Source organism: Micromonospora vulcania, from assembly GCF_042658605.1.
GTDB classification, from domain to species: Bacteria; Actinomycetota; Actinomycetes; order Mycobacteriales; family Micromonosporaceae; genus Micromonospora; species Micromonospora vulcania.
On record NZ_JBHSQS010000003.1, the window covers coordinates 122,291 to 143,100 of the forward strand.

Genomic DNA, 20,810 nt, shown 5'->3' on the forward strand with positions numbered 1-20,810 from the left:
GCGCCCGGCGTGACCTCGTCGGCGTCCCGCTCCGGTGTGCCGCCCACCGCCACCTCCTCGCCTCGATTCCAACCTAACCGTCGATCGCCGGTGGGCCACCGGTCGGGCGGTCGATGTCGGCCGCTACGGTGTGCGGATGCGCACGACGGCAAGGGGTTGGACGGCGGTCTGGTTGGTCGTACTGGCCCTGGTCCAGGCGGCCGCCTTTCTCGCCGTCTGGCGGGTGGCCGTGCACACCGAGATCGGCCAGTGGATCGACACCGTCGCGTTGACCGGCAACCGCATCGGCCAGGATCGCATCGACGGCCCGGTCAGCAAGCTCCTCAACGCGATGTCGGTGGTCTCCCTGCTGGCCGCCACCGCGATGATCGGGTTCATCGCGTTGATCCGGGGACGCATCGCCCTCGCCATCACCGCGACCCTGCTGATCGCCGGGGCGAACGTCTCCACCCAACTGCTCAAGTACGGGCTGAACCGGCCGGACTACGGCCTCGACCCGGAGCGCGCCGCCGTCGGCAACAGCCTGCCCAGCGGGCACACCGCGGTGGCCGCGTCGGTGGCGGTCGCGCTGGTGCTCGTGCTGCCGCCCAAGGTACGCGCGGTCGGCGCCTTCCTCGGCGCGGCCTACGCCGCCGCCGCCGGGGTGGCCACCCTCTCCGCCGGCTGGCACCGGCCCAGCGACGCGCTCGCCGCGTTCCTGTTGGTGGGCGTCTGGGCGGCGCTGGCCGGGCTGGTGCTGCTGATCACCCAGCGGGAGCAGGCCGAGGTCGCTCCCGGCGACGCGCACCGACTCGCCGCCGTGCTGCTCGGAGTGGCCGGCGTGCTCGCCCTGGTCGCCTCCGGGCTCGCCCTGTCCTGGCTGGTCGAGCTGCGCGACACCGGCCCGGACGAGTTGGCCCGCCGGCCGCTCTTCGTCGGGTACGCGGGCAGCGCCGCCGGCATCGCCGGCACGATGGCGGTGGTGATGGCGTTGGTGCTCACGGTCGTGCACCGGCTGGTGCCGCGGGTCAAGGGCTGAATTGGGTGGAGCTTGTCCGGGCGGCGTTCCGGGCCGAGTGCGCGCAGCTCACGGAGATCCTGAGCGACCTGGACGACGCCGACCTTGACCGACCCACCGACTGCCCGCCGTGGACCGTGCGGGAGTTGATCTCGCACGTGCGTACCGGCGCCGGTCGGCTGGCCGACATGCTCGCCGCGCCGGCCCCACCGCACGCCGAGGTGGACGCCGCCGGCTACTTCGGCGCCGCGAAGTTCACCCCCGAGGTCGACGCCGCCCGGATCGACGCCGCCCGGTCCGACGCTGCCCGGTCCGATGCTGCCCGGTCCGATGCTGCCCGGTCCGATGCTGCCCGGTCCGATGCTGCTCGATCCGAGGCCGTTCGTGTCGCGGGCGGTCGGCTGGGCGGGCCGCCGGCTGGACGGGCCGCGCTGGCGGCCGAGTTCGACCGGGCCTGGCGGGCCGCCGACGAGGCGGTCGGCGCCGCCCCGGCCGAGCGAGTGGTCCGGACCCGGCACGGCGACGCGATGCGGCTCACCGAGTTCCTGCGGACCCGGGTGGTCGAGGTGGGCGTGCACGGCCTGGACCTGGCCGCCGCGCTAAACCGGCCGCCGTGGCTCACCCCGCGGGCGGCGGCGGTGATCGCCGACCTGCTCACCGGTGGACGACCGGTACCGGCCGAGTTGCGCTGGGACGGACTGACGCTGATCCGCAAGACCACCGGACGGGCGGCGTTGACCGGCCCGGAGCAGGCCGCGATCGACGCCGCCGGTTTCCGCTGGCTCGCCTTCGGCCGCTGAAAGGTCAGCTGGCCGGGCGGGGAGCGGGCACGTGCGGGGCGACCTGACGCAGGTGCGTCAACACCACCGGGTCGATCCGGCCCGGCACCAGCCGCTCCTCCAGGTTCTCCAGGCCGGCCCAGGAGACCAGCGCCGCTTCCGCGCCCTCGTCGCCCACCGGGCGACCCAGCGCGGTCAGCAATGCCGCCACCTCGTCCGCCACCGCGCCGCTCAGGTCGAGCAGGGTCGCCGGGTCCGGCCGGCTGAACAGCATCGTGTGCACGGCGAGCAGCCGACCCAGTTCGGCGACCGGGTCGGGGTGATCGTCCACCCGGAGGTCGACAAGGACGTCGCTGCTGCCGCCGTACCCCCCGCCGCGCTCGACCACCAGCAGCCCGGCGCTCTGCCGGCCCCGCCGGTCGCCCCCGGCGTCGTCGCCGGCGCGCAGCGCGGCGACCAGCCGCTCGGCGAACGGCAGCGCCGAGCCGCCCAGCCAGGCGTCGCCCAACGCGTCGACGACCTCCGGGCCGGTGAGGATGTTGCCCTGCGCGGCCCAGCCGTCGCCGGTCCGCCCGCCGGCCCACGGGTGGCAGGCCGGGCCGGTCCAGCTCGCGCCCGCACCGCTGACGCCCACCACGCCGAGCTGGCGGTGCTCCCGCTGGGCGTCGGCGGCGACCAGGCCGGCGACCACGTCGGCGGCGGCCACCCCGGTACGCAGCAGGGCGAGCCCCTGCGGGCGGTAGGCCAGGTTGACGTGCGCCTGGGTGGCCAGCGCGCCGACCTCGGCCTCCGCGGCCGGCACCAGCGCACCGGCGGCGAGGAACTTGCTGGCCACGGCGACACCGTGCAACCGGCCGTCGGCGGAGCGGGCGACGAGGGAGAAGGTCACCCGCCGAGACTAGCCTGCCCGATCGAAGGCTCATCGTCGTACGTCGATGGGTCAGAATGGCGGCGCGGCGGGCTCCGGTGGCCGGCCGCGCGCCCGACGGGCGTCGGCGAGGGCGACCGCGAACAGCACCAGCGCCCCGGTGGCGGTGGCGAACAGACCGGGCAGGAACAGCAGCGGCACCGCGACCGCCGCCAGCGCCAGGACGGCGATCCACCGGGACGGCGAGACGCGCCCGAACACCTCGTACTCGAAGCGGGCCCGACCGAGCAGGAACAGTGCCGGCCCGCCGAGCACCAGGGCCAGCCACGGCCCCGGAATGTCCTCCAGTGGCTGTTCGATGATCAGCTCGTAGCCGATCGCGGTGGCGGCCAGGCCGACCACCATCACCAGGTGGGTGTCCGCCGCCGACCGACCGATGCTCGCCGGGTGCCGGGCCTTCAGGACGGCCTCTCCGAGGATCTGCCCGGCACGCTGGATGTAGATCCGCCACAGCATGATCGAGGTGGCCAGCGCCAGCCCGAACGCCCACGCGTGCGAGGGCTCGTACGGCCCCGGCCCCTTGCTGTACGTGAAGCCGGCCACCAGGATCGTCTCGCCCAGCGCGACGAGGAAGAACTGCTGGTAGCGGTCGGCCAGGTGCTCTCCGGCGATCTCCCATTTCGAGACCGTCGAGCGGCCCAGCCCCGGCACCGGCCAGCCGCACCGGGCGGCCAGGTACTCCATGCCCAGCGCGATCGCCCAGAGCGTCACCTGCCAGTTGGTCGGCAGCAGCGCTCCGACGATCCAGAACACACCGCTGGTGGCGAACACCACCGCCATCCGCACCTTGAGTCGACGATGCGGGTGCGTCCTCAACGCCATCGCCAGGATCAGCGGCCGGGACACCTGCGCCACCACGTACGCCACCGCGAACATCAGCCCGGTCATGCTGAACGCCCGGAGGATCGCCACCCCCATCACCATGCTGCACACCAGCGCGATGATCACCACGGCCTGTAGCGGCAGCCGGTGCGGGTCGTAACGGCTCGTCGTCCACGCGGTGCCCTGCCAGACGGCCCAGAGCGCCAGCACCAACAGCAGCGTCTTGCCGTTGCTGGTCACCGCCGCCCAGGCGTGATCCCGGGCGCCCTCGTGGGTCAGCTCCTCGAAGGCACGCGCGGAGATCCGGGTGAGCGCGAAGACGTAGACCAGGTCGAAGAAGAGTTCCAGAAAGGTGGCCCGGCCCGGATCGTGCGACACCGGCTCCAGGCGTCGTCCCGCGCTGGAGACCACGGTCAGCGGCCTGCGCCGTCGGTCCGGTCCACGTGGCAGTCGTAGCACCGCCCGGTGGCCCGGGTGCCCGGATGCCGGCAAATCCGCCCGGTCCAGGGATCTTGCTCGCGGGCACGCTCAACGGGCACGATCGATCGGTGACGAATCGATGGGGCATGACGGTGCCGTTGGGTGGAATCCCACTGGCCGACCACGACGCGGTCTACGCGACCCTCGACCAGGCCGGGTTCACCGACGTCTGGTCGTCCGAGGTCGCCGGGACCGACGCGTTCACCCCGCTTGCGCTCGCCGCGGCCTGGCAACCCCGGCTGCGGCTGGGCACCGCGATCACCCCGGTCTTCACCCGGGGCCCAGGGCTGCTCGCGATGAGCGCGGCGGCGCTGGCCGAGGCCGCACCGGGCCGGTTCTCCCTCGGCATCGGCGCGTCCTCCCCGGTGCTGGTGCGGGACTGGAACGCGGTGAGGTTCGACGAGCCGTTCCGGCGTACCCGCGACGTCCTGCGGTTCCTGCGCGCCGCGCTGCGCGGCGAGACGGTGGACGAGGTGTACGACACCTTCACCGTGCGCCGGTTCACCCTGGAACGACCGCCCGCGGTGCCGCCGCCGATCCTGCTCGCGGCGCTGCGCCCGGGGATGCTCCGACTGGCCGGCGCGGAGGCCGACGGGGTCATCCTCAACTGGCTCAGCGCCGACGACGTGCCGCAAGCCCTCGCCGAGCTGGGTGAGCGCCGCGAAGGCTTCGAGGTCGCCGCCCGCATCTTCGTCTGCCCCACCGAGGACGCCGGATACGCCCGCACACTCGGCCGGCGGCTGATCACCAGCTACCTCACCGTCCCGGCGTACGCCGAGTTCCACCGCTGGCTCGGCCGCGATGAGGTGCTGGCGCCGATGTGGCAGGCCTGGGCCGCCGGCGACCGGCGCGGCGCGAGCGGGGCGGTGCCGGACGAGGTGGTCGACGCGCTGGTGCTGCACGGTTCACCGGAGCACTGCCGTGCCGAGGTGCGCCGCTACGCCGACGCCGGTGTGGACGTGCCGGTGTTCGCGCTGCTGCCCACCCCGGAGGTGACCGCCGGCGGCGCGACCGCGCTGACCACCCTCATCGCCCAGTTGGGCACCAACCCCGTAGGAGCGTCGACGTGAACCTCACCGACCGGATCGTGGTGGTCACCGGCGGCGCGGGTGGCATCGGGGCGGCGCTGTCCCGCCGCTTCGTCGCCGAGGGTGCCGCCGCCGTGGTCGTCGCCGACCTGGACGCCGACGCGGCCCGCGCGGTGGCCGAGGGTATCGGCCCCGTCGCGCACGCCACCGCCCTCGACGTCACCGACGAGGACCAGGTCCGCACCCTGGTCGCCGACACCGAGCGGCGGTACGGCCGGATCGACCTGTTCTGCGCCAACGCGGGCGTGACGACCGGCGGGGGAGTGGAGGTCGACGACGCCGATTGGGATCGGGCGTGGCGGGTCAACGTGCTCGCCCACGTCTATTCGGCGCGGGCGGTGCTGCCCGGGATGCTCGCCCGCGGTGGCGGTCACCTGCTGCACACCTGCTCGGCGGCGGGCGTGCTGACCGCGGTGGGCGACGCCGCGTACACCGCCACGAAGCACGCCTCGGTGGGGTTCGCCGAGTGGCTGGCCATCACCTACCGGGACCGGGGCATCCGGGTCAGCGCGCTCTGCCCGCAGGGCGTGGACACGCCGATGCTGGCCGACGGCATCGTCGAGGGCCACCTGGGCGCCCGGGTGATCGCCGCGTCCGGTGCGGTGCTCACCGCGGACCAGGTCGCCGACGCGGCCATCGCCGGGCTGGCCGAGGAGCGCTTCCTGATCCTGCCGCACCCGGAGGTCGCCGACTACGCGCGCCGCCGCGCCGAGGACCCGGACGGTTGGCAGGCCGGCCTACGCAAGTTGGTCCGCCGCCTCTCAGCCTGACCGGTCCGTGCGGCGGCGCAGGGGTGCGGGGTGGGTGGACCAGATGACGCGGCGCCACCAGGGGCGGGCGGCGCGCAGGCCGGTCACGTAGGCGGTGGACACCTCGGCGGCCCTGACCGCCTGGTCGGCGGTCGCCGCGCCAGGGGCGAAGGCCACCCGATTGAGCAGGTCGGCCAGCTCGTCGACCCCGCTGCCGTCGGCGATTCCGCTGCCAGCCGCAGCAGGCCCGCCGGCCGCAGCAGGCCCGCCGGCCGCAGCAGGCCCGCCGGCCGCACTGTTGGGGCGCGTATCGGGCGAGCCACGGCGGGCGGCGTCACGGGCGTCGGCGAGAGCCCGCCGGGCCCGCTCGGCCACTTCGGTGGCGGCGAGATCGTCGCCCACCGGTCGACCGGCCAGCCGCAGCGCGTCGGTGACCTCCCGCCAGGCGCCGGCGATGCGCTGGCCGGGGTCGCCCCGGCCAAGGCGGGCGCGGGTGAGCGAGCGGCGCATCGCCAGCAGGGTGAGCAGCAGCGCCCCCACCAGCAGCAGCAGACCGCCGCTGCCCCCGGCGACCAGCACCGGGGTCGACACGCCACCCCGGGCGCTCGGCCCGTCGGGCGCGGCCACCGGCTCCGGCGAGGCAGTCGGCTCGGCGGTGGGCTTCGGCGCCTCGGACGGTGGCGGATCCTCCGGTGTCGGACGGAAATCCTCCTCCACCGGTCTCGGCTCGTTGTCGGGGCGCGGCAGCGGATCGAACGCCACCCACCCCAACCCGTCGAACAGCACCTCCGGCCAGGCGTACGCGTCGCCGGCCCGTACCGGCCCCTGCCCGGTGGACTCGAAGCCGACCACCACCCGGGTCGGCAACCCGGAGAGCCGGCCGAGCACCGCGAACGCCGCCGCGAACTGCTCCGAGGTGCCCTGCTGGCCGCCGGCGTTGCGCGGCCCGAAGAGGAAATACCCCAGGTTCGGGTACGCGTGCCCGCTCGGCGCGTCCGCCGCCACCCGGTAGTGCTCGGCGAGGAACTGCTCGATCGCCGTGGCCCGTGCGTACGGGGCGCCGTTCTCCTCGGCGAGCTGGGCCGCCAGTCGGCGTACCGGATCGGGCACCCCGTCGGCGACCCGCAGCACCCGGGCCACCTCGTCGCCGGCGGGCACGTTGGCGGTGGCCAGCAGGTTGTTGTCCGGGCGCTCCCGCGCCGACGTCACCGTGTACCGCAGCCCCGGGGTCAGCCCCTCCGGCCGGATCAGCGTCCCGGTCGACGGGTCGTACGCCACCCGAGCGCCGCTGACCTCGCTCGGCGTGGCCACGGCGGGCAGTAGCCGACCGCTGAGCTCGGCCACGGTGATCTGCTGCCGGACGGTCTCCACCGTGCTGTCCCGGGCCGGTGCGGCGGCCGGCAGGATCCGACCGGCGTTGCGGTACGTCGCGCCGACCCGCCAGGTCACTCCGTCGTAGTCGCTGAGCACCGCCAGCCGGATCCGTACGCTGGCACCGGTGGTGTCCGACGCACCCGGCTCGCTGTCCGGCCCGGCGCTGCTGCTGGCGCTGGGCGCGGCACCGCCGGCCGGCGGCGTCGGTGCGCCGGAGCGCGTCGTGCTCACGTCGAGTAGCTTCTGCTCCGGGTGCAGCGCCCAACCCGAGATCCGGATCAGCGGGTTCTCGTCCAGCGACTCCACCTGCGGCGGCTCCACGTACCGGCGGGGATCGACCGGCCGGCCGTCGACCTGACCCGCGAGGACCGGGCCGATAAGCGCAACCAGCCCGACCACCAACGCCACCCCGAGTGCCGCGGTGGCCGCGAGCCGGACCCGCACCGCCGCGCGTACCCGAGGGGCCAGGCCGGCGCTCGGATCGCCGCCGACCGGCGAGCCGCCGGCGGGCACCGCCAGACCCACCGCCGCGACCGCGACGAACGCCACCGTCGCCCCGATCGCCGGTTCGGCGTTCGGGCCGACCACGTAGAGCGCGGCGGCGTAGAGCCCCGCCGCCGGCAGATAGCCCAGCAGCACCCGACCGGTGCGCAGCGCCACCTCCGCGCCGGCCAGACCGGCCAGCCAGGCGGCGACCACCGGCACCAGCACCGTGTCCGGCGTGGGCTCGACCGGGATCATCGCGGTGAGCAGCCGGGGGATGCCGTTGCGCGCGGCGTCGGCGGTCACCTCCAGCAGGTCACCGGGCAGGTCGGCGCGTGTGGCGGCCAGCCGCAGCGACCAGAGCATCCAACCGGCCAGCGCGGTCACCGACACCGGCGCCACCAGCCACGAGGGCAGCCGCCGGCTGGCCACGCTGACCAGCACCGACCCGGCTGCCGCGCCGATGACCAACCGGGTCAGCAGATCGCCCGCGTACACCCGGCCGAGCACCACCCCGGCGAGCGCGGTCAGGCCGATCAACGCCAGCGGAACGACGGCCGCCCGCAGCACCCGCGCCATCCGCCCGGGCCCGCCGCGACCGGGCGGCACGGAGTTCTCCGGGCTCGACTCGGCCCGCACCACGCCAGCGGTCCGCTGCGGGCCGACGCCCGTCACCACCGGCGGATCCCGTCCCACTCGGCGGCGAACTGCGCGCCGTCGGCCGCGTCGACCACCACCAGGCCGGCCGTGCCGGCGGGCGTCGGATCGGCCGCGCCGAAGACCCCGACCACCACCGACGGGTACGCGCCACGCAGCGCGCCCACGTGCCCCAGGTCGGCCCGGCCGGCCGGCCCGGTCAGGAAGACCAGTGTGTCGCCGAGCCGGTCCTGCCGCAGTCGGCTGGTGGTCGCGCGCAGCGCGTCGTCATCGTCGTTCAGTTCGGCGGCGGCGAGCCGGTCCAGCGGCCCGAGGGGGCCACCACCGTCGGCCTGCTCGGCCGGGTCGGTCGCCTCCGGTACGACCAGCAGCAACAGCACCGGCAGGTCGGCGCGGTGCGCGGCGGTGACGACCGACGCCGCCGCCTCACATCCCGACTCGAACGACTCGGCCACCCCGCCCACCCGCTGCGGGTGCGCGGCGGCGCGGTTGTCCAGCAGGACGACGAGGCGGGGCAGGCTGGTGTCCACGTTCTCCCGCACCATCAGCTCACCCACCCGGGCGCTGGTGCGCCAGTGCACCCGGCGCAGCTCGTCGCCCACCACGTACTCCCGCAGCGAGTCGAAGGTGATCGACCCGTGCGGCACCCCGTCCACCCGGCCGTCCAGGCTGCGTCCCGCGCCCCTGGGCACCGCCGTCAGCGGGTGGATCCGCGGGTGCACCCAGACCGGTGCCGTCGCGCCGTACGGGCGGGCCAGCGCCACCAGACCAAGCGGGTCCCGTCGGGTCACCCGCAGCGGCCCGACCGGCACCACCCCACGGCGGTGCGTCGGCACGTCGTAGCGGACCTCGGTGTCCCGACCGGGTCGCAGGCGCAGCAGCGGCACCGGCACCGTTTGGTCACCGCACCGATCCTCCGCGAGGAGGTTCGCCGAACGCAGCCGGCCGGTGTTGCGCACGGTCAACGTCATGCTGGCCGGCTCGCCCCGCGCCACCCGGTCCGGGTCGGCGTGCCGGCCGACGGTCAGCCGGGGCCGCCAGGCCGCGGTCAGGAAGGCGTAGCCGACGGCGACGCCGGCCGCCGCGCCGAGCAGCGTCAACTCGGGGTACGCGAACCGGAAGCCCACGGCCAGCAGCGCCACGGCAGCCACGAGCAGCCCGACCCCACGGGCGGTGATCCCCATGCCGGTGCTGCCGGTCAGCCCTGCACCGGCGCCGGCTGCCCCGACGGCAGCGGCACCGGCACCGAGGCGATGGCCTGACGCAGCACCTCGCCGGCGGTCATCCCGCGTACCTGGGCGTCCGGGGTGAGCAGCAGCCGGTGCGCGAACACCGGCTCGGCGAGCGCCTTGAGATCCTCCGGCATGATCCAACCTCGACCGTCGATCAGCGCGTACGCGCACGCCGCGCGGGTCAGCGCGATCACACCCCGGGGACTGACCCCGACCCGCACCTGCGGGTGGGTACGGGTGGCGGCGGCCAGCCGGACCGCGTACGCGTAGAGCGGCTCGGCGATGTGCACCCGCAGCGCCATGCGGACCATCTCCCCGACGGTGGCCGTGTCGGTGACCGGGGCGAGCGCCTCCGGGGAGCGGACCGTCGCCCCCCGCAGCACCTCCACCTCGACCGCCTCGTCCGGGTAGCCGACGGACAGCTTGACCAGGAAACGGTCCAACTGCGCCTCGGGCAGCCGGTAGGTGCCGTCCATCTCCACCGGGTTCTGGGTGGCCACCACCAGGAACGGCGCCGGCACCGGGTGTCGGACCCCGTCCACGGTGACGGTGCGCTCCTCCATCACCTCCAGCAGCGCCGACTGGGTCTTCGGCGACGCCCGGTTGATCTCGTCGGCGATGACGATGTTGGCGAAGACCGGACCCGGATGGAACTCGAAGTCGCGGGTCGCCTGGTTGAAGATGGTCACCCCGGACACGTCCGAGGGGAGCAGATCCGGCGTGAACTGGATCCGCCGCCACTGACCCTTGACGGTCGCCGCGATGGCCCGCGCCAGGGTCGTCTTGCCGACCCCGGGCACGTCCTCCAAAAGCACGTGACCCTGAGCGAACAACGCGGTCAGCGCCAGCCGGACCACCTGCGGCTTGCCGAGCACCACCGCGTTGACGTTCTCGGCCAGCCGGGCGGCCAGGGCGGCGAAACCCTGCACCTCCGGCTGGGTGAGCGGCTCGTGGGTGTTCACGGTCGGTGGTGCTCCTTGCCTGATGTTTCAGCAGGTGGGCAGGACGTTGATGTTGTCGCCGCCCTCCAGGTTGAGCCAGGCCCACGGGATGTAGTTCTTCCCGTCGTAGTTGACCTGCACCCACCAGGTGCTGCGCTTGTCGTTGTTGTAGATGTACGCGTAGACCTCTTCGCCCGACTTCTTGCAGTACGCCTGCAGCCGGGTGCCCGGCTTCGCCCAGCCCACCTGCCGGTTGTTGTCCTGCCGGGTGACCGAGAAGACCTCGTTACCGTTGCGCCCGCTCACGTCCTTGTTGCAGTACGTCGACTCCGGCCCGGAGGCGCCGTTGCGGCAGGTCGCGATCCCGTACAGCGCCTCGGTCGTCTGTGCCCTCGTCGCGGTGCCCTCACCAGCGGCATTGCTCGCGGTCACCGTGAACGTGTACGCCGTGCCCGGCGTCAGGTTCGGCACCGTGATGCTGGAACACGCACCGGCCTTCGCCGGCTCGCCCGCCGTGCTCACCGAGCAGGTCGCCTGACCGCCGCCGGCGTCCACGGTGAACGTGACCGTCGCCGACGTGGCGGTGGCCGACGACCCGGTCACCGTCACCCGGGGCTCGGCGACCGTACGGCCCGTGGCGGTGGCCTCCGGGCCCGGCCCCGCCTCGTTGACCGCCTTCACCTTGACCGTGACGTTCTGGCCGTTGCCCAGCCCGGTGACGGTGGTCCGGGTCTCGGTCACCTCGCTCGTGCGCCCACCGACGTCCACCAGGTATTTCGTCACCGGACGGCCGTTCGCCTCGGCCGGTGCCCACTGCACGCTGACCGCGCCGGGCTGCGTGGCGACCGTCCCTGCCTGCAGGTCGGCCGGTCGACCGGGCGCCGCGTACGGCACCACCGTGTTGCTGACCGGGGAGGCCGTCGAGCCGGCGCCCTTGTCGTTGACCGCGACCACGGTGAACGCGTACTGGGTGCCGAACTCCAGCTCCCCGGCGGGCACCACCAGCTCCGTCTTCGTCGACTCGCCGGCCGGCGCGTTCGCCCCCGCCGAGCTGGCCGTCACGGCGTACTTGGCGATGGTGTTGCCCTGCCCGTTCGCGGCCGGCCACTTGACCAGCACCGTGCCGTCCGGCCGTTCCTGCGCGGTGACGCTGGCCGGCGGGTCGGGCACCGCGGCGGTCGGGGTGACCGGGTTGCTGCTGCGCGACGGACCGTCGCCCTTGGCGTTGACGGCGTGCACCGAGAAGCGGTACGTCTCGCCGTTGGTCAACCCCTTGACCTCCACCGCGCGCTGGTTGGCACCCACCTCCAGACGCTGGCCGGCACCCTCCACCACGTACTTCATGATCTCGGCGCCGTTCGCGGCGGCGGGCCGCCAACTCACCCGGGCCTGGGCGTTGCCGGCTGCGGCCGTGACGCTGCGTGGCGCGCTCGGCTTGCCGACGCGGGGCTTCTTCGGCGGGGGCGGCGGCGGGGGCGCCGGCGGCGGGTCACCGCCGAGCACGTCGTTGGCGTACTTGTTGACCTCGCGCACCTGGTGCTTGTCGTCCACCACCCGCGCCGTCGCCGAGTCCGGGGAGTTGATGAACAGGTGATTCTCCCGGACCTCCAACTCCAGTGGACCGTTGGTCTTGCCGCGAATCGTGTCGACCAACTGGCCGTTCGCGTCGAAGGAGTAGATCGTGCCGGTGGCCTCGTCGGCGCAGTAGAACCGGTCGGCCCAGGCCACCGCCGGACTGAGCTCGTCGCCGCTACCCGGGACGGTGAACGCCCGCTCCTCACCGGCGTCACCCACCACCAGCACCCGCCGCTCGGCGGACACGGTGACCGGGACCCGGGGCCCGCTGGTGCGGGTCGGCAGCGCCGCCGGGCCGGTCAGCGTCAGCGGCGTCGGGTGGACCGCGCCGCGCTGCACCCGCACCAACCTGCCGGCGGTGCGGTCGAGCACGGCCACACCGTCGTCCAGGGTGGAGACGACCAACTCGTGGCTGGCCTCGGCCACGTCGTACGTCTCGACCCGCTCCGGGTTGAGCCCCGAGCCGGCCGGCGCGGCCGATGCCGGCGCGGACGGCAGCTTCGCGGCGGTGACCGCCGAGACGGTGCCCTCACTCGGCACCGCGATCCAGAGGCGGCCCTCGCCGTCGAACGTGCCGCCGGTGATGCCCGGCGGGTAGCGCACCGGCTCACCGACCGGGGCCAGTGACCGCGGGTCGAGCTGCCGCACGATGCCCTGCACGGCGTCGACGACGAACGCCGCGTCCTCGTGCAGGGCCACGCTCACGCCCAGGCCCGGAGTGGTCCTGGTGGAAGCGGTGAGTTGCAGGGTGGCCAGGTCCAATGAGCTGACCTGCCCGGTCTGCAGGTCGCGCAGGATCAACAGCCGGTCGGTCTGGGTGACCTGCATCGGGTGCCGACGGGCACCGGGAACCTCGGTGCGGGTGTCGACCCGCGCGGTGACCCCGTTGACCCGGGCCAACTCGCTGCGGGCCGCACTCCACAGCCACGAACTCGCGTCGTAATTGGCCACCGCGTTGTCCGCCGCGCCCAACCCGAGCACGGTCAACCCCATGGCCGCCAGCAGCGCGGTCACCGTGCCGATGGTCACCAGCCCACCCCGCAGCCGAGACCGGGAACGGGGGGCTTGGGTCTCCACGGCGTCATCGATGCTGGCCACAGCCGGCTGCCTCCCCTGAATTCGTGGCGGGTGGCGCGCCTCGCGGCGTCCCGTCCCCTGAGCCGGGTGCCATCATATGGCCCGGCCGGTGACGGGGGAACCCGCACGGTCACCCCTGTGGATACCGAGCGTGTGCGCTGTGGACGCCCAGCTCAGCTCGGCGGGGTTGCGCGCTCCCGCGCCGTGCAGACCTGCCCGGAGGTGGCGAAGCTGTCGGTGGAGTAGACGGCCAACACGGTGAAGCAGTAGTCCACCCGGGAGCTCAGCCCGTTGACCGTATGACTGGTCCGGCCGGGTTCCACGGTGGCCATCACTCCCAGGGTCTGCCCGGTCCGGCCACCGGCGACCATGAACGGCACCCCACCGCCGGTCGGGTCCGTCCAGGTCAACGTGATCGTGACCGAGTCGTCCCGCAGCTTGAGGTCGCCTGGCGGTGGCCCGGCCGCCGTCGGCGACGCCGCCCCCGTCGGCGCGGCCTCGCCCGAGGGCGGCGCGTCGTTCCGGGTCAGCACCACCGCGCCCAGGCCGACCACCGCCACCAGGGCCACCCCGGCCGCCACCACCGCCCCGACCAGCGTCGCCCGGCTGCGGCCGGTCGGCCCCTCATCGGCGTACGGGCCCGGTTGGTACTGCTGGTACTGCTGGCTCTGATAGCTCTCCTGCACCGGGTACGGCGCCTGGTACGGCTCCGGAACCGGCCGGGGTGCCGGCGCTAGCGGCGTCGTCGGGATCGGGGCCCGGTCCGGTGACCACGCGGCCGGCGTCGGCTCGACCGGAGCCGCTACGGGGTTCGGCGACTCCGGCTGCGCCGGCTCCAGCAGCCCCAGACCCGCGTCGGCGTCGGTCGAGCTGCCGCTCGGCGGGAAGACATCGGTCAGATCGGTGCCCGGCAGCTGCGCCGGCAGGTCCGCTGCGCTCGGCGGCCCGACCAGGCCGGTCTCGACCGCACCCGCGGCGTCCGCCGCGTCCAGTGGGGACCGATCCGCCGGGTCGTCGCCGGCCGTGGGCAGCGGCTGCGGGGGAGCGGTCTGGCTCCACGGCGGAGCGGTCAGACCCCACGGTGGTACCGGTGGCGCGCTCACCGGCGGTGCCGAGACGGGGTGGCTGTAGCCGGGTGGCGCGGACACGGGGTACTGGTGTCCGGGTGGTGCGGAGACCGGGTGGGTGTAGCCGGGTGGTCCGGAGACGGGGTACTGGTGTCCGGGTGGTGCGGACACGGGGTGGGTGTAGCCGGGTGGCGCGGACACGGGGTACTGGTGTCCGGGCGGTGCGGAGACCGGGTGGGTGTAGCCGGGGGGTCCGGAGACCGGATAGGTCTGGGCCGGTGGTCCCGACACCGGGAACATTTGAGCCGGTGGTCCGGAGACTGGGTAGGTCTGAGCCGGTGGTCCGGACACCGGGTAAGGCTGACTCGGCGGCGCCGAGACGGGGTGGGCGTAGCCGGGCGGTCCGGAGACCGGGTGGGGTGGCCCGGACACCGGGTAGAGAGGACTGGGCGGCGCGGAGACGGGGTGCGGGGTAGCGGGAGGGGCGCTGAGCGGGTACTCCAGCCCGGGATGGGTACCGGCCGGGAACGGCCCGCCCGGCGTCGCCGACGGGGTGCCGCTCTGGTTGACACCGCCCCGGTCGGGTGACCCGCCGGTGGCCCCTGCCGCTCGGGCGGCCTCCTCGGCCAACAGCGGTTCGATCTGCCGTACCTGAATCGTGGGGTTGTCCCAGCGGGGCGCCGGGCCCGGCGAGGCCGGCTGGGCGGGCGGCGGTGCCGGAGTGGCCGCCGTTACCTGGCTAGACGGCGGTGCCGGCGTATGCGACGCGGACGGCACCTGGGTGGGCGGCGGTGCCAGCCTGGGCGGCATGGCGGCGGCCGGCTCGGCCGGTCGACCGGACTCTCCGCTCAGCCGCTGTCGAGGCGGTGCGGCTGGTCCCGGCCCCTGGCGAGGCGACTCCGCCGACTGGCCGTCGACCCTTGGCCGGAGTGGTGGATCGACCCACGGTCCAACCTGGCCCGCTGGCTGACCTTCGGTGCGCTGGGCCGCAGGCTGGCCCTCGGTGCGTTGGCGTGGCGGCTGGTTCTCGGCGTGCTGGTTCTCGGCGTGCTGGCCTGGCGGTCGACCTTCGGCGTGCTGGCGCGGTGGTTGGCTCTCGGTGCGTTGGCGTGGCGGAACGGCAGGTGAGGGCGGCGGGCTGAGCTGCGCCGACGGGCCGGACTGCGCTGGCGGGCCGGACTGCGCTGGCGGGCTGGACTGCGCTGGCGGCACCGGCGCGGCGGAAGTCGGCGTCGGCCGGACCGCCGGTTGGGTCGGCGCCGACCGACGGGCGGGAGTCGGTCCCGGTGGTGGACCGGCGGGCGTGGGCGATGGCGGTGCGGCGGGTTCGCGTACCGCCGGAGGGGTTGGCTGGGGCGCGGCCGGCGGCTGCGGAGCCCAGGGCGACACGGCGGCCGGTGGGCTGCCCGCCGACGGTCGCATCGCGGCCAGGGTCGCCAGGGACAGCGTCGGGCCGGACAGCGCCGACCGGGCGGCGGAGTCGCTCGGCGGTACGGCGGCGTTGGCCGAGGCAGGGTGGGGCTCCGGCGACGAGCCGTGCTGATCGGCCGGTCGAGGGCTGGCGTCGCCGAGGTAGTGGCGGGCGGCGCGTACCGCCGGATGATCTTCGCCGAGCACGGCGGGCCCGGCGGTCGCGACGCGGGTGTAGTTGCGGCGGGCCTCGTGCCGGTTACCCAGCTCCTCGGCGACCTCGGCGAGCTCGAAGGCGAGCGCGAGCATCACCGGGTCGGAGTGCTCCCAGCGCCGCTCGCCCGCCGCGAAGGCCTCCTCCAGCACCCGGCGGGCGGCGAGCGGATCCTCCGCCTCCCGGTGCAGTCGGGCAAGCAGGTGCGCGGTGTGCAGCACTTCGGGGTGATCCTCGCCGTACGGCGGGCGGGCGGATCCGACGGCCTCCGCGAGCAGCTGCCGGGCGGCGCTGAGGTCACCCGCGGTACGCAGGGCGAGGGCCCGGTGTTGGGCGGCTGCGAGGGGCGAGGGATGAGACACGTGGCAATGCTGCCGGCACAGGGCCGCCGCACGCTACCCGGACACGCCTGCGACGTTGTGTCGTGACCGTCCGCGAATCGGCCTGAGCAGCGGTTCGAGCACCTTGATGGGGGAAGCGAAAGGCGATGTGCATGATCCACGAGCGGCGTGTACAGTAACTCCCCGTGCGGCCCGCCGGGCCGACCATCGGGTTGCAAGATCAACCGGGTCGGCAGGGTAGGCTGAACGAGCAAGTCCGGGTGGCGGAATGGCAGACGCGCTAGCTTGAGGTGCTAGTGCCCGTATAGGGCGTGGGGGTTCAAGTCCCCCCTCGGACACCACTTCTCGTGGATATCCACGCGAGATCAACTCCCCTCGCGTGGGGACGAGAGCCGGTACGTGGCATACGTGCATTCAAACGCCGGGAGTGGCTTCTCCCTGCGCTGACACCGCTGCGTCCGCCCCGGCGGGGGCCTAGGTGAGTCCCGGCCGCCCGCGTTCCCGTCAGCCCGACGAGCAGCTCGTCGAGGCCCTCGTGCCAACCCCGCTGCCCGTTGCGATACCGGATCCGGCACCGCTGCCGACATTGCCCACGCCCGCCGCCCCCAGTGGCGATGGCCGCCTGCTGTTTGACGTGGCGCGCCCCGACGCCGCCGGCCGCGTCACCGCTCGTGCGCTGCTACGGGCGTTGGGCTGGACACCGGGCCTCACCCTGCACGTCGACGTCGTGACCGGCGCAATCCTGATCACCCCGGCCGCCGAAGGCGCGCACGCCGTGGGGACCCGCGAGGAGCTGCCCCTACCGGCCGCCGCCCGACACCTGTGCGGCATCGCTCCCGGCGAATCCGTGCTTCTGGCTGCCCTGCCGTGCCAGAACCGCTTGTCGCGCACCCCTCAAACACCATCGCGGCGGTCCTGGCCGACCTGCACGCCCGCATCCTCGGAGAGCCCTCATGACCACGGATCCCGATCGTGTCGCCACCGCACGGGCGCTGCTCAAGCACCTGGACGTTACTGCCGCCGACCTCACCGACAGTAACCATCCCGCCGTGCCGACAGTCGCCGAGTACCTTCCTACTGTTGTCGCGGCGGCGAGCCCGGCCACGCGACGCACTTACGGCAGCTCTTGGCGACGAATGGCTGCCGCCTACGGCGATCGGCGCATCGACGCAGTGCGGGCCAGCGACATCGAAGCCCTCATGCGACAGGCCGCCGCAGGCGCCCGCCCTCGCCGCAACTCGCGCCATGGTCGGCACGCCGGTGAGCATCTCATCGCCGTAGCCCGCGCCTTCTACAAACGCGCCATCGCCGACGGCTACCTGACCATCATGGACAGCCCCGCCCACAAGGTCCCCAAACCCCGCCGACTGCCCAACACCCGCCGCGCCCTCACCCCCGACGAACTGTCCGACATCAACGCCGCCGCCCGCAGCGGCGGCCACGACATCGTGCTCGACGCCCTACTGCTGCGCCTGCACACCGAAACAGGCTGTCGACGCGGCGGCGCCCTCGCGCTACGCCTGACCGACCTGGACACCGATCACGCGCTCATCCGGCTACGCGAGAAGGGCGGCGCGCATCGCTGGCAGCCCATCACACCGATGCTCGCCAATCGACTGAACGACCACGCCCGAGCCCGCGGCGCCGTCGCACCGACCGATGCGCTGCTGCGCTTTCGCAATGGCCAACCTGCCACCTATCGGCGCTACGACCTGATGTGGAGACGCATCGGCCGGCAGTTGCCGTGGGTCGCCGCCCAGGGAATCACCACGCACTGGCTGCGCCACACCACCCTGACCTGGGTGGAGCGGCATTTCGGCTACGGTGTGGCCCGCGCCTACGCCGGACATACCGACCGCCAAGGACCCGCCACCACCACCTACATCAAAGCCGACCTTCACGCTGTCGCTACCGCGCTGGCCGCTCTTACCGGCCAACCCCATCCACTCGCCACGTCTGCACCGGTGGAGGCTATCGTCGGCCAGGCATCAAACGAGTCCTCGTTCAAGCGCATCAATGCCGATCAGACCTAGACCGTGGTCGTGTCCTTGATCTGGAGTACGACTGGCCCTGCCGCTGTCGGAGCTATCCAAGCCTCATAGGTGGGATTTCGAGTGTCGGTCTTCGTGGTCCCGAGCCAGGTATAGCGCACGGCCAACTCGTAAGTGCCCTTGACGCGGTAGATCGCGAACTTCGGATCGAAGGTAGCGCGAGCGATCAGGAGTGGATCACCCGTAGAAGACCATTTGATCTTCTCGGCGCCAGACGGCGGACTCCATTCGGGGCATCCAGCCGGCATAGCCGACTTGGCGTCTCGCACGCATCGTGTGAACGCGTCGCTCAGTTTCGTGGCGACGAGCTCCCAAGGCACCTTGGGATCCTGCTTCACCACATCGGGGTCGCCTATGGCCGAGTGCTCCTTGACTTCCTGGACGTCAAGCCTCCCATCGACCCACTTCACCTTGGCCCAGTACTTCGCTGGCGTCACGACGCGGCGTAGCTCTTTCGAAGCGGTGTAGTCCGCCGTCACCATGACGGTCCCGAGCATGTCGAAGCGGCTCTCCGCTTCGGTGTAGTGAATAACCGCAGCTTCCAGAGGGTTGCCGTAGAAGGCCCATCGGACCGTGGAGACGTCCGAGGTCTCGACGATGGATTGCGGGCAATTGGCGGGGGTCGCAGACGGTGACTTCGCGCATTTGTCGAGCCAGCTACCTGCAGCTGCGATCACGGCCTCTTGCTTGACCTCGGCTGGCCAGGGATCTGACGTCGCCGGGAACGGCTCATTTCCGCCGAAGATGAAGTAGCCCAAGACAGCAAGAACGACGACGACGCCCAGTCCGCCACCACCCGCGGCTGCTGCCGCGCCACTTCCCGAGCCAGACTCCGTTGCCTCATCTTCCCTGAGGTCGACATTAGCCCTGGGTGCGTAGTGGCGATGGTGATGCGTGTGGGTGCTCTTATCGACGTTCCCTTCGTAGTAGGACCCCTTGACGTTGGCCTGACGTTCGCCACCAAAGCCAGTTTGCCGATCTACCACGCTCACCTGCCCTCGCGGTCATCATGGCCTTGCTCGAAGTAGTCGCCCGCGACATTGGCCTGACGCCCGCCACTGAACCCGACCTGGCTGACCGCAGGGCTAGCTCTGCCCGACTTCGCCGGGCCGCTCAAGCTGTCACGATCCTGAGCGCTAGACGAGGATGCCGAGCCGCTGGCGCTTCGAATCGTCAAGATCACACCGGCGATCGCTACCGGTAACGCGATGATGTTTGCCCACGCTGCCGCGCCGTCGAGGCTCCCACTAAAGATCATTACTAGCGAGAAAACGATCATCAGAAAGAGCGCGCAGGCGGTCATCTGTCGTTTGGGCACGACGTCCATCATGGGCGATGGACGCAGACTTGCGGAAGCTCCGAGGATGAAAAGTGTCCTTGATCTGCCACGTCGGACACGTACCTCTTCCTGGTGTGGCTTGCCCGGCGTTGAAGAGGCCCCAAGGCCCTCCGTGAGCAGCAGTCGGTGTGGCACGGCGATGCGGCGGTCGACGCAACGGCTCTCGTCGCAGCACCGGTCGGTCGCGAGCTGCCTCCGACGGCTGACTGACAACCGGGATCTCATCGTCGCCAAGGCGACCGTCACCGCCGAAGCCGAGGTCAGACGCATGTAGCCACCAGCCGAGCAGTTCGGGGCCGCCAAGTTCCGCCGCGTACTGCATCAGGGCCTTCGCACCCGGGCTTACAGGCAGCCCTCGGTATGGATCGATTAACGATGTATGGGTTCACTGGCCTTCGCCACGCACCACACCTGTTGGCGCAGAGAAGGGCGTCGAGGTTCGAGGCGCCTGCTCGCCCTGACGCCGTGCCGGTGGCGTCCATGCGCGTGTCCTTGGTAATCCGTTAGGTGTCCGAGTCCCCGTCCACGACCGTGATGAGACTGCCCTTCGCAGCGTGCGGGCGGCCGCCGCAGCCGCAGGCTCGGACTTGTTTAGTCCCCCCGACGTCGCTGGGGCAGCACGCCGCACCGCGCCGGACGGACCGTAGCCTCTACGGGCTGTGCAGTGTCCGGTGGCGCAGGTCTCGACTCCGCCAGGTTTCGACTTCACCGTGCGGATGGGCATCTCGGCGGGTCCTGTCGGCGGGACTTCGTTGCCTGAATGATCGATGTTGAGATGCGGTTGCGCGGCTATCGTCGGCGGTTCATGGTAACGCGTGGGGAGTGAGCTGTGACGGACCGTGTCAATGCTCCGCCGAACTGGCTGACGCCGCCGGTGGGCTGTGTGCCTCGCCCTGACTTGAGGGCTGGGTACCTGTCGGTCGACCTCGGCGTGGTCAGTCCAATGCCGAAAGGGGTATTCGCATCGATCGATTGGTTCGCGTCCATCCGGTGGATAGATCAAGTGCTTCCCCGGATCCGGTCGACCTTAATTGCAGTCGCACGGGCTCAAAGATAGGTAGTCGTCGACGGTAGCCAGAACACGGCTCGGCCCTTCGCGCCACGGCGGGGGCGTACACGCGGGGAGGACAGAACAACGGACGGAGCAGGTAGCCGCGAGCAGCAGCTCGCCAGGCTCATCTCGGACATTGGACCCTGCGGCGGAGA

14 protein-coding genes, 1 tRNA gene and 1 pseudogene are annotated in these 20,810 nt (G+C 72.7%); 6 read left to right on the forward strand and 10 right to left on the reverse strand.

Annotated elements, in window-relative coordinates; genetic code table 11:
• Positions 1 to 130: 130 nt before the first annotated feature.
• Both ACFQGL_RS05540 and ACFQGL_RS05545 read left to right on the forward strand, forming a co-directional pair.
• Positions 131 to 1,018: a phosphatase PAP2 family protein gene (locus ACFQGL_RS05540; protein ID WP_377506341.1), complete on the forward strand. Its 888-nt coding sequence runs from the start codon at positions 131 to 133 to the stop codon at positions 1,016 to 1,018.
• Positions 1,019 to 1,023: 5 nt separating this feature from the next.
• Positions 1,024 to 1,797, forward strand: coding sequence for a maleylpyruvate isomerase N-terminal domain-containing protein (locus ACFQGL_RS05545; RefSeq protein WP_377506344.1), 774 nt, complete (start codon positions 1,024 to 1,026; stop codon positions 1,795 to 1,797).
• Between the two features lie 4 nt (positions 1,798 to 1,801).
• Here the strand turns inward: ACFQGL_RS05545 and ACFQGL_RS05550 are convergent, their stop codons facing one another.
• Entirely contained in the window at positions 1,802 to 2,665 is an 864-nt protein-coding gene (locus ACFQGL_RS05550) for a DUF1028 domain-containing protein (RefSeq protein WP_377506347.1), read from the reverse strand.
• Between the two features lie 51 nt (positions 2,666 to 2,716).
• Positions 2,717 to 3,904: a low temperature requirement protein A gene (locus ACFQGL_RS05555; protein ID WP_377506350.1), complete on the reverse strand. Its 1,188-nt coding sequence runs from the start codon at positions 3,902 to 3,904 to the stop codon at positions 2,717 to 2,719.
• Between the two features lie 188 nt (positions 3,905 to 4,092).
• Here ACFQGL_RS05555 and ACFQGL_RS05560 point away from each other — a divergent pair, with 188 nt between their 5' ends.
• Both ACFQGL_RS05560 and ACFQGL_RS05565 read left to right on the forward strand, forming a co-directional pair.
• The gene (locus tag ACFQGL_RS05560; protein ID WP_377507160.1) at positions 4,093 to 5,076 is read left to right on the forward strand and encodes an LLM class F420-dependent oxidoreductase; all 984 of its coding nucleotides are present in this window, start codon (positions 4,093 to 4,095) and stop codon (positions 5,074 to 5,076) included.
• The gene (locus ACFQGL_RS05565; protein WP_377506353.1) at positions 5,073 to 5,864 is read left to right on the forward strand and encodes an SDR family oxidoreductase; all 792 of its coding nucleotides are present in this window, start codon (positions 5,073 to 5,075) and stop codon (positions 5,862 to 5,864) included. Before ACFQGL_RS05560 ends, ACFQGL_RS05565 begins: the two co-directional genes overlap by 4 nt.
• Here the strand turns inward: ACFQGL_RS05565 and ACFQGL_RS05570 are convergent.
• From ACFQGL_RS05570 to ACFQGL_RS32170, 6 genes and pseudogenes are all read right to left on the reverse strand, one after another.
• Positions 5,856 to 8,279: a transglutaminase TgpA family protein gene (locus ACFQGL_RS05570; RefSeq protein ID WP_377507163.1), complete on the reverse strand. Its 2,424-nt coding sequence runs from the start codon at positions 8,277 to 8,279 to the stop codon at positions 5,856 to 5,858. The genes ACFQGL_RS05565 and ACFQGL_RS05570 overlap by 9 nt on opposite strands.
• 92 nt (positions 8,280 to 8,371) lie before the next feature.
• Positions 8,372 to 9,541, reverse strand: a complete 1,170-nt coding sequence (locus ACFQGL_RS05575; RefSeq protein ID WP_377506356.1) for a DUF58 domain-containing protein — start codon at positions 9,539 to 9,541, stop codon at positions 8,372 to 8,374.
• Between the two features lie 14 nt (positions 9,542 to 9,555).
• Positions 9,556 to 10,551 carry an AAA family ATPase gene (locus ACFQGL_RS05580; protein ID WP_377506359.1) on the reverse strand — a complete coding sequence of 332 codons (996 nt, stop codon included), beginning with the start codon at positions 10,549 to 10,551 and terminating at the stop codon, positions 9,556 to 9,558.
• Positions 10,552 to 10,578: 27 nt separating this feature from the next.
• The gene (locus ACFQGL_RS05585) at positions 10,579 to 13,203 is read right to left on the reverse strand and encodes a fibronectin type III domain-containing protein (protein WP_377506362.1); all 2,625 of its coding nucleotides are present in this window, start codon (positions 13,201 to 13,203) and stop codon (positions 10,579 to 10,581) included.
• A 152-nt stretch (positions 13,204 to 13,355) separates the two neighbouring features.
• Positions 13,356 to 14,540, reverse strand: a complete 1,185-nt coding sequence (locus tag ACFQGL_RS32165) for a fibronectin type III domain-containing protein (RefSeq protein ID WP_417565001.1) — start codon at positions 14,538 to 14,540, stop codon at positions 13,356 to 13,358.
• 1,060 nt (positions 14,541 to 15,600) lie between these two features.
• Positions 15,601 to 16,235 (reverse strand): annotated as a pseudogene (locus ACFQGL_RS32170) (tetratricopeptide repeat protein); the annotation flags it as partial.
• A gap of 233 nt (positions 16,236 to 16,468) precedes the next feature.
• Between ACFQGL_RS32170 and ACFQGL_RS05595 the strand changes: the two are divergent.
• Both ACFQGL_RS05595 and ACFQGL_RS05600 read left to right on the forward strand, forming a co-directional pair.
• Positions 16,469 to 16,555, forward strand: a tRNA-Leu gene (locus ACFQGL_RS05595).
• 612 nt (positions 16,556 to 17,167) lie between these two features.
• Complete coding sequence (locus ACFQGL_RS05600; protein WP_377506368.1) at positions 17,168 to 18,247, forward strand: tyrosine-type recombinase/integrase; 1,080 nt, start codon at positions 17,168 to 17,170, stop codon at positions 18,245 to 18,247.
• Here the strand turns inward: ACFQGL_RS05600 and ACFQGL_RS05605 are convergent.
• Both ACFQGL_RS05605 and ACFQGL_RS05610 read right to left on the reverse strand, forming a co-directional pair.
• Positions 18,244 to 19,257: a hypothetical protein gene (locus ACFQGL_RS05605; protein ID WP_377506370.1), complete on the reverse strand. Its 1,014-nt coding sequence runs from the start codon at positions 19,255 to 19,257 to the stop codon at positions 18,244 to 18,246. The genes ACFQGL_RS05600 and ACFQGL_RS05605 overlap by 4 nt on opposite strands.
• Positions 19,254 to 19,583, reverse strand: a complete 330-nt coding sequence (locus ACFQGL_RS05610; RefSeq protein WP_377506373.1) for a hypothetical protein — start codon at positions 19,581 to 19,583, stop codon at positions 19,254 to 19,256. Before ACFQGL_RS05610 ends, ACFQGL_RS05605 begins: the two co-directional genes overlap by 4 nt.
• Positions 19,584 to 20,810 lie beyond the last annotated feature (1,227 nt).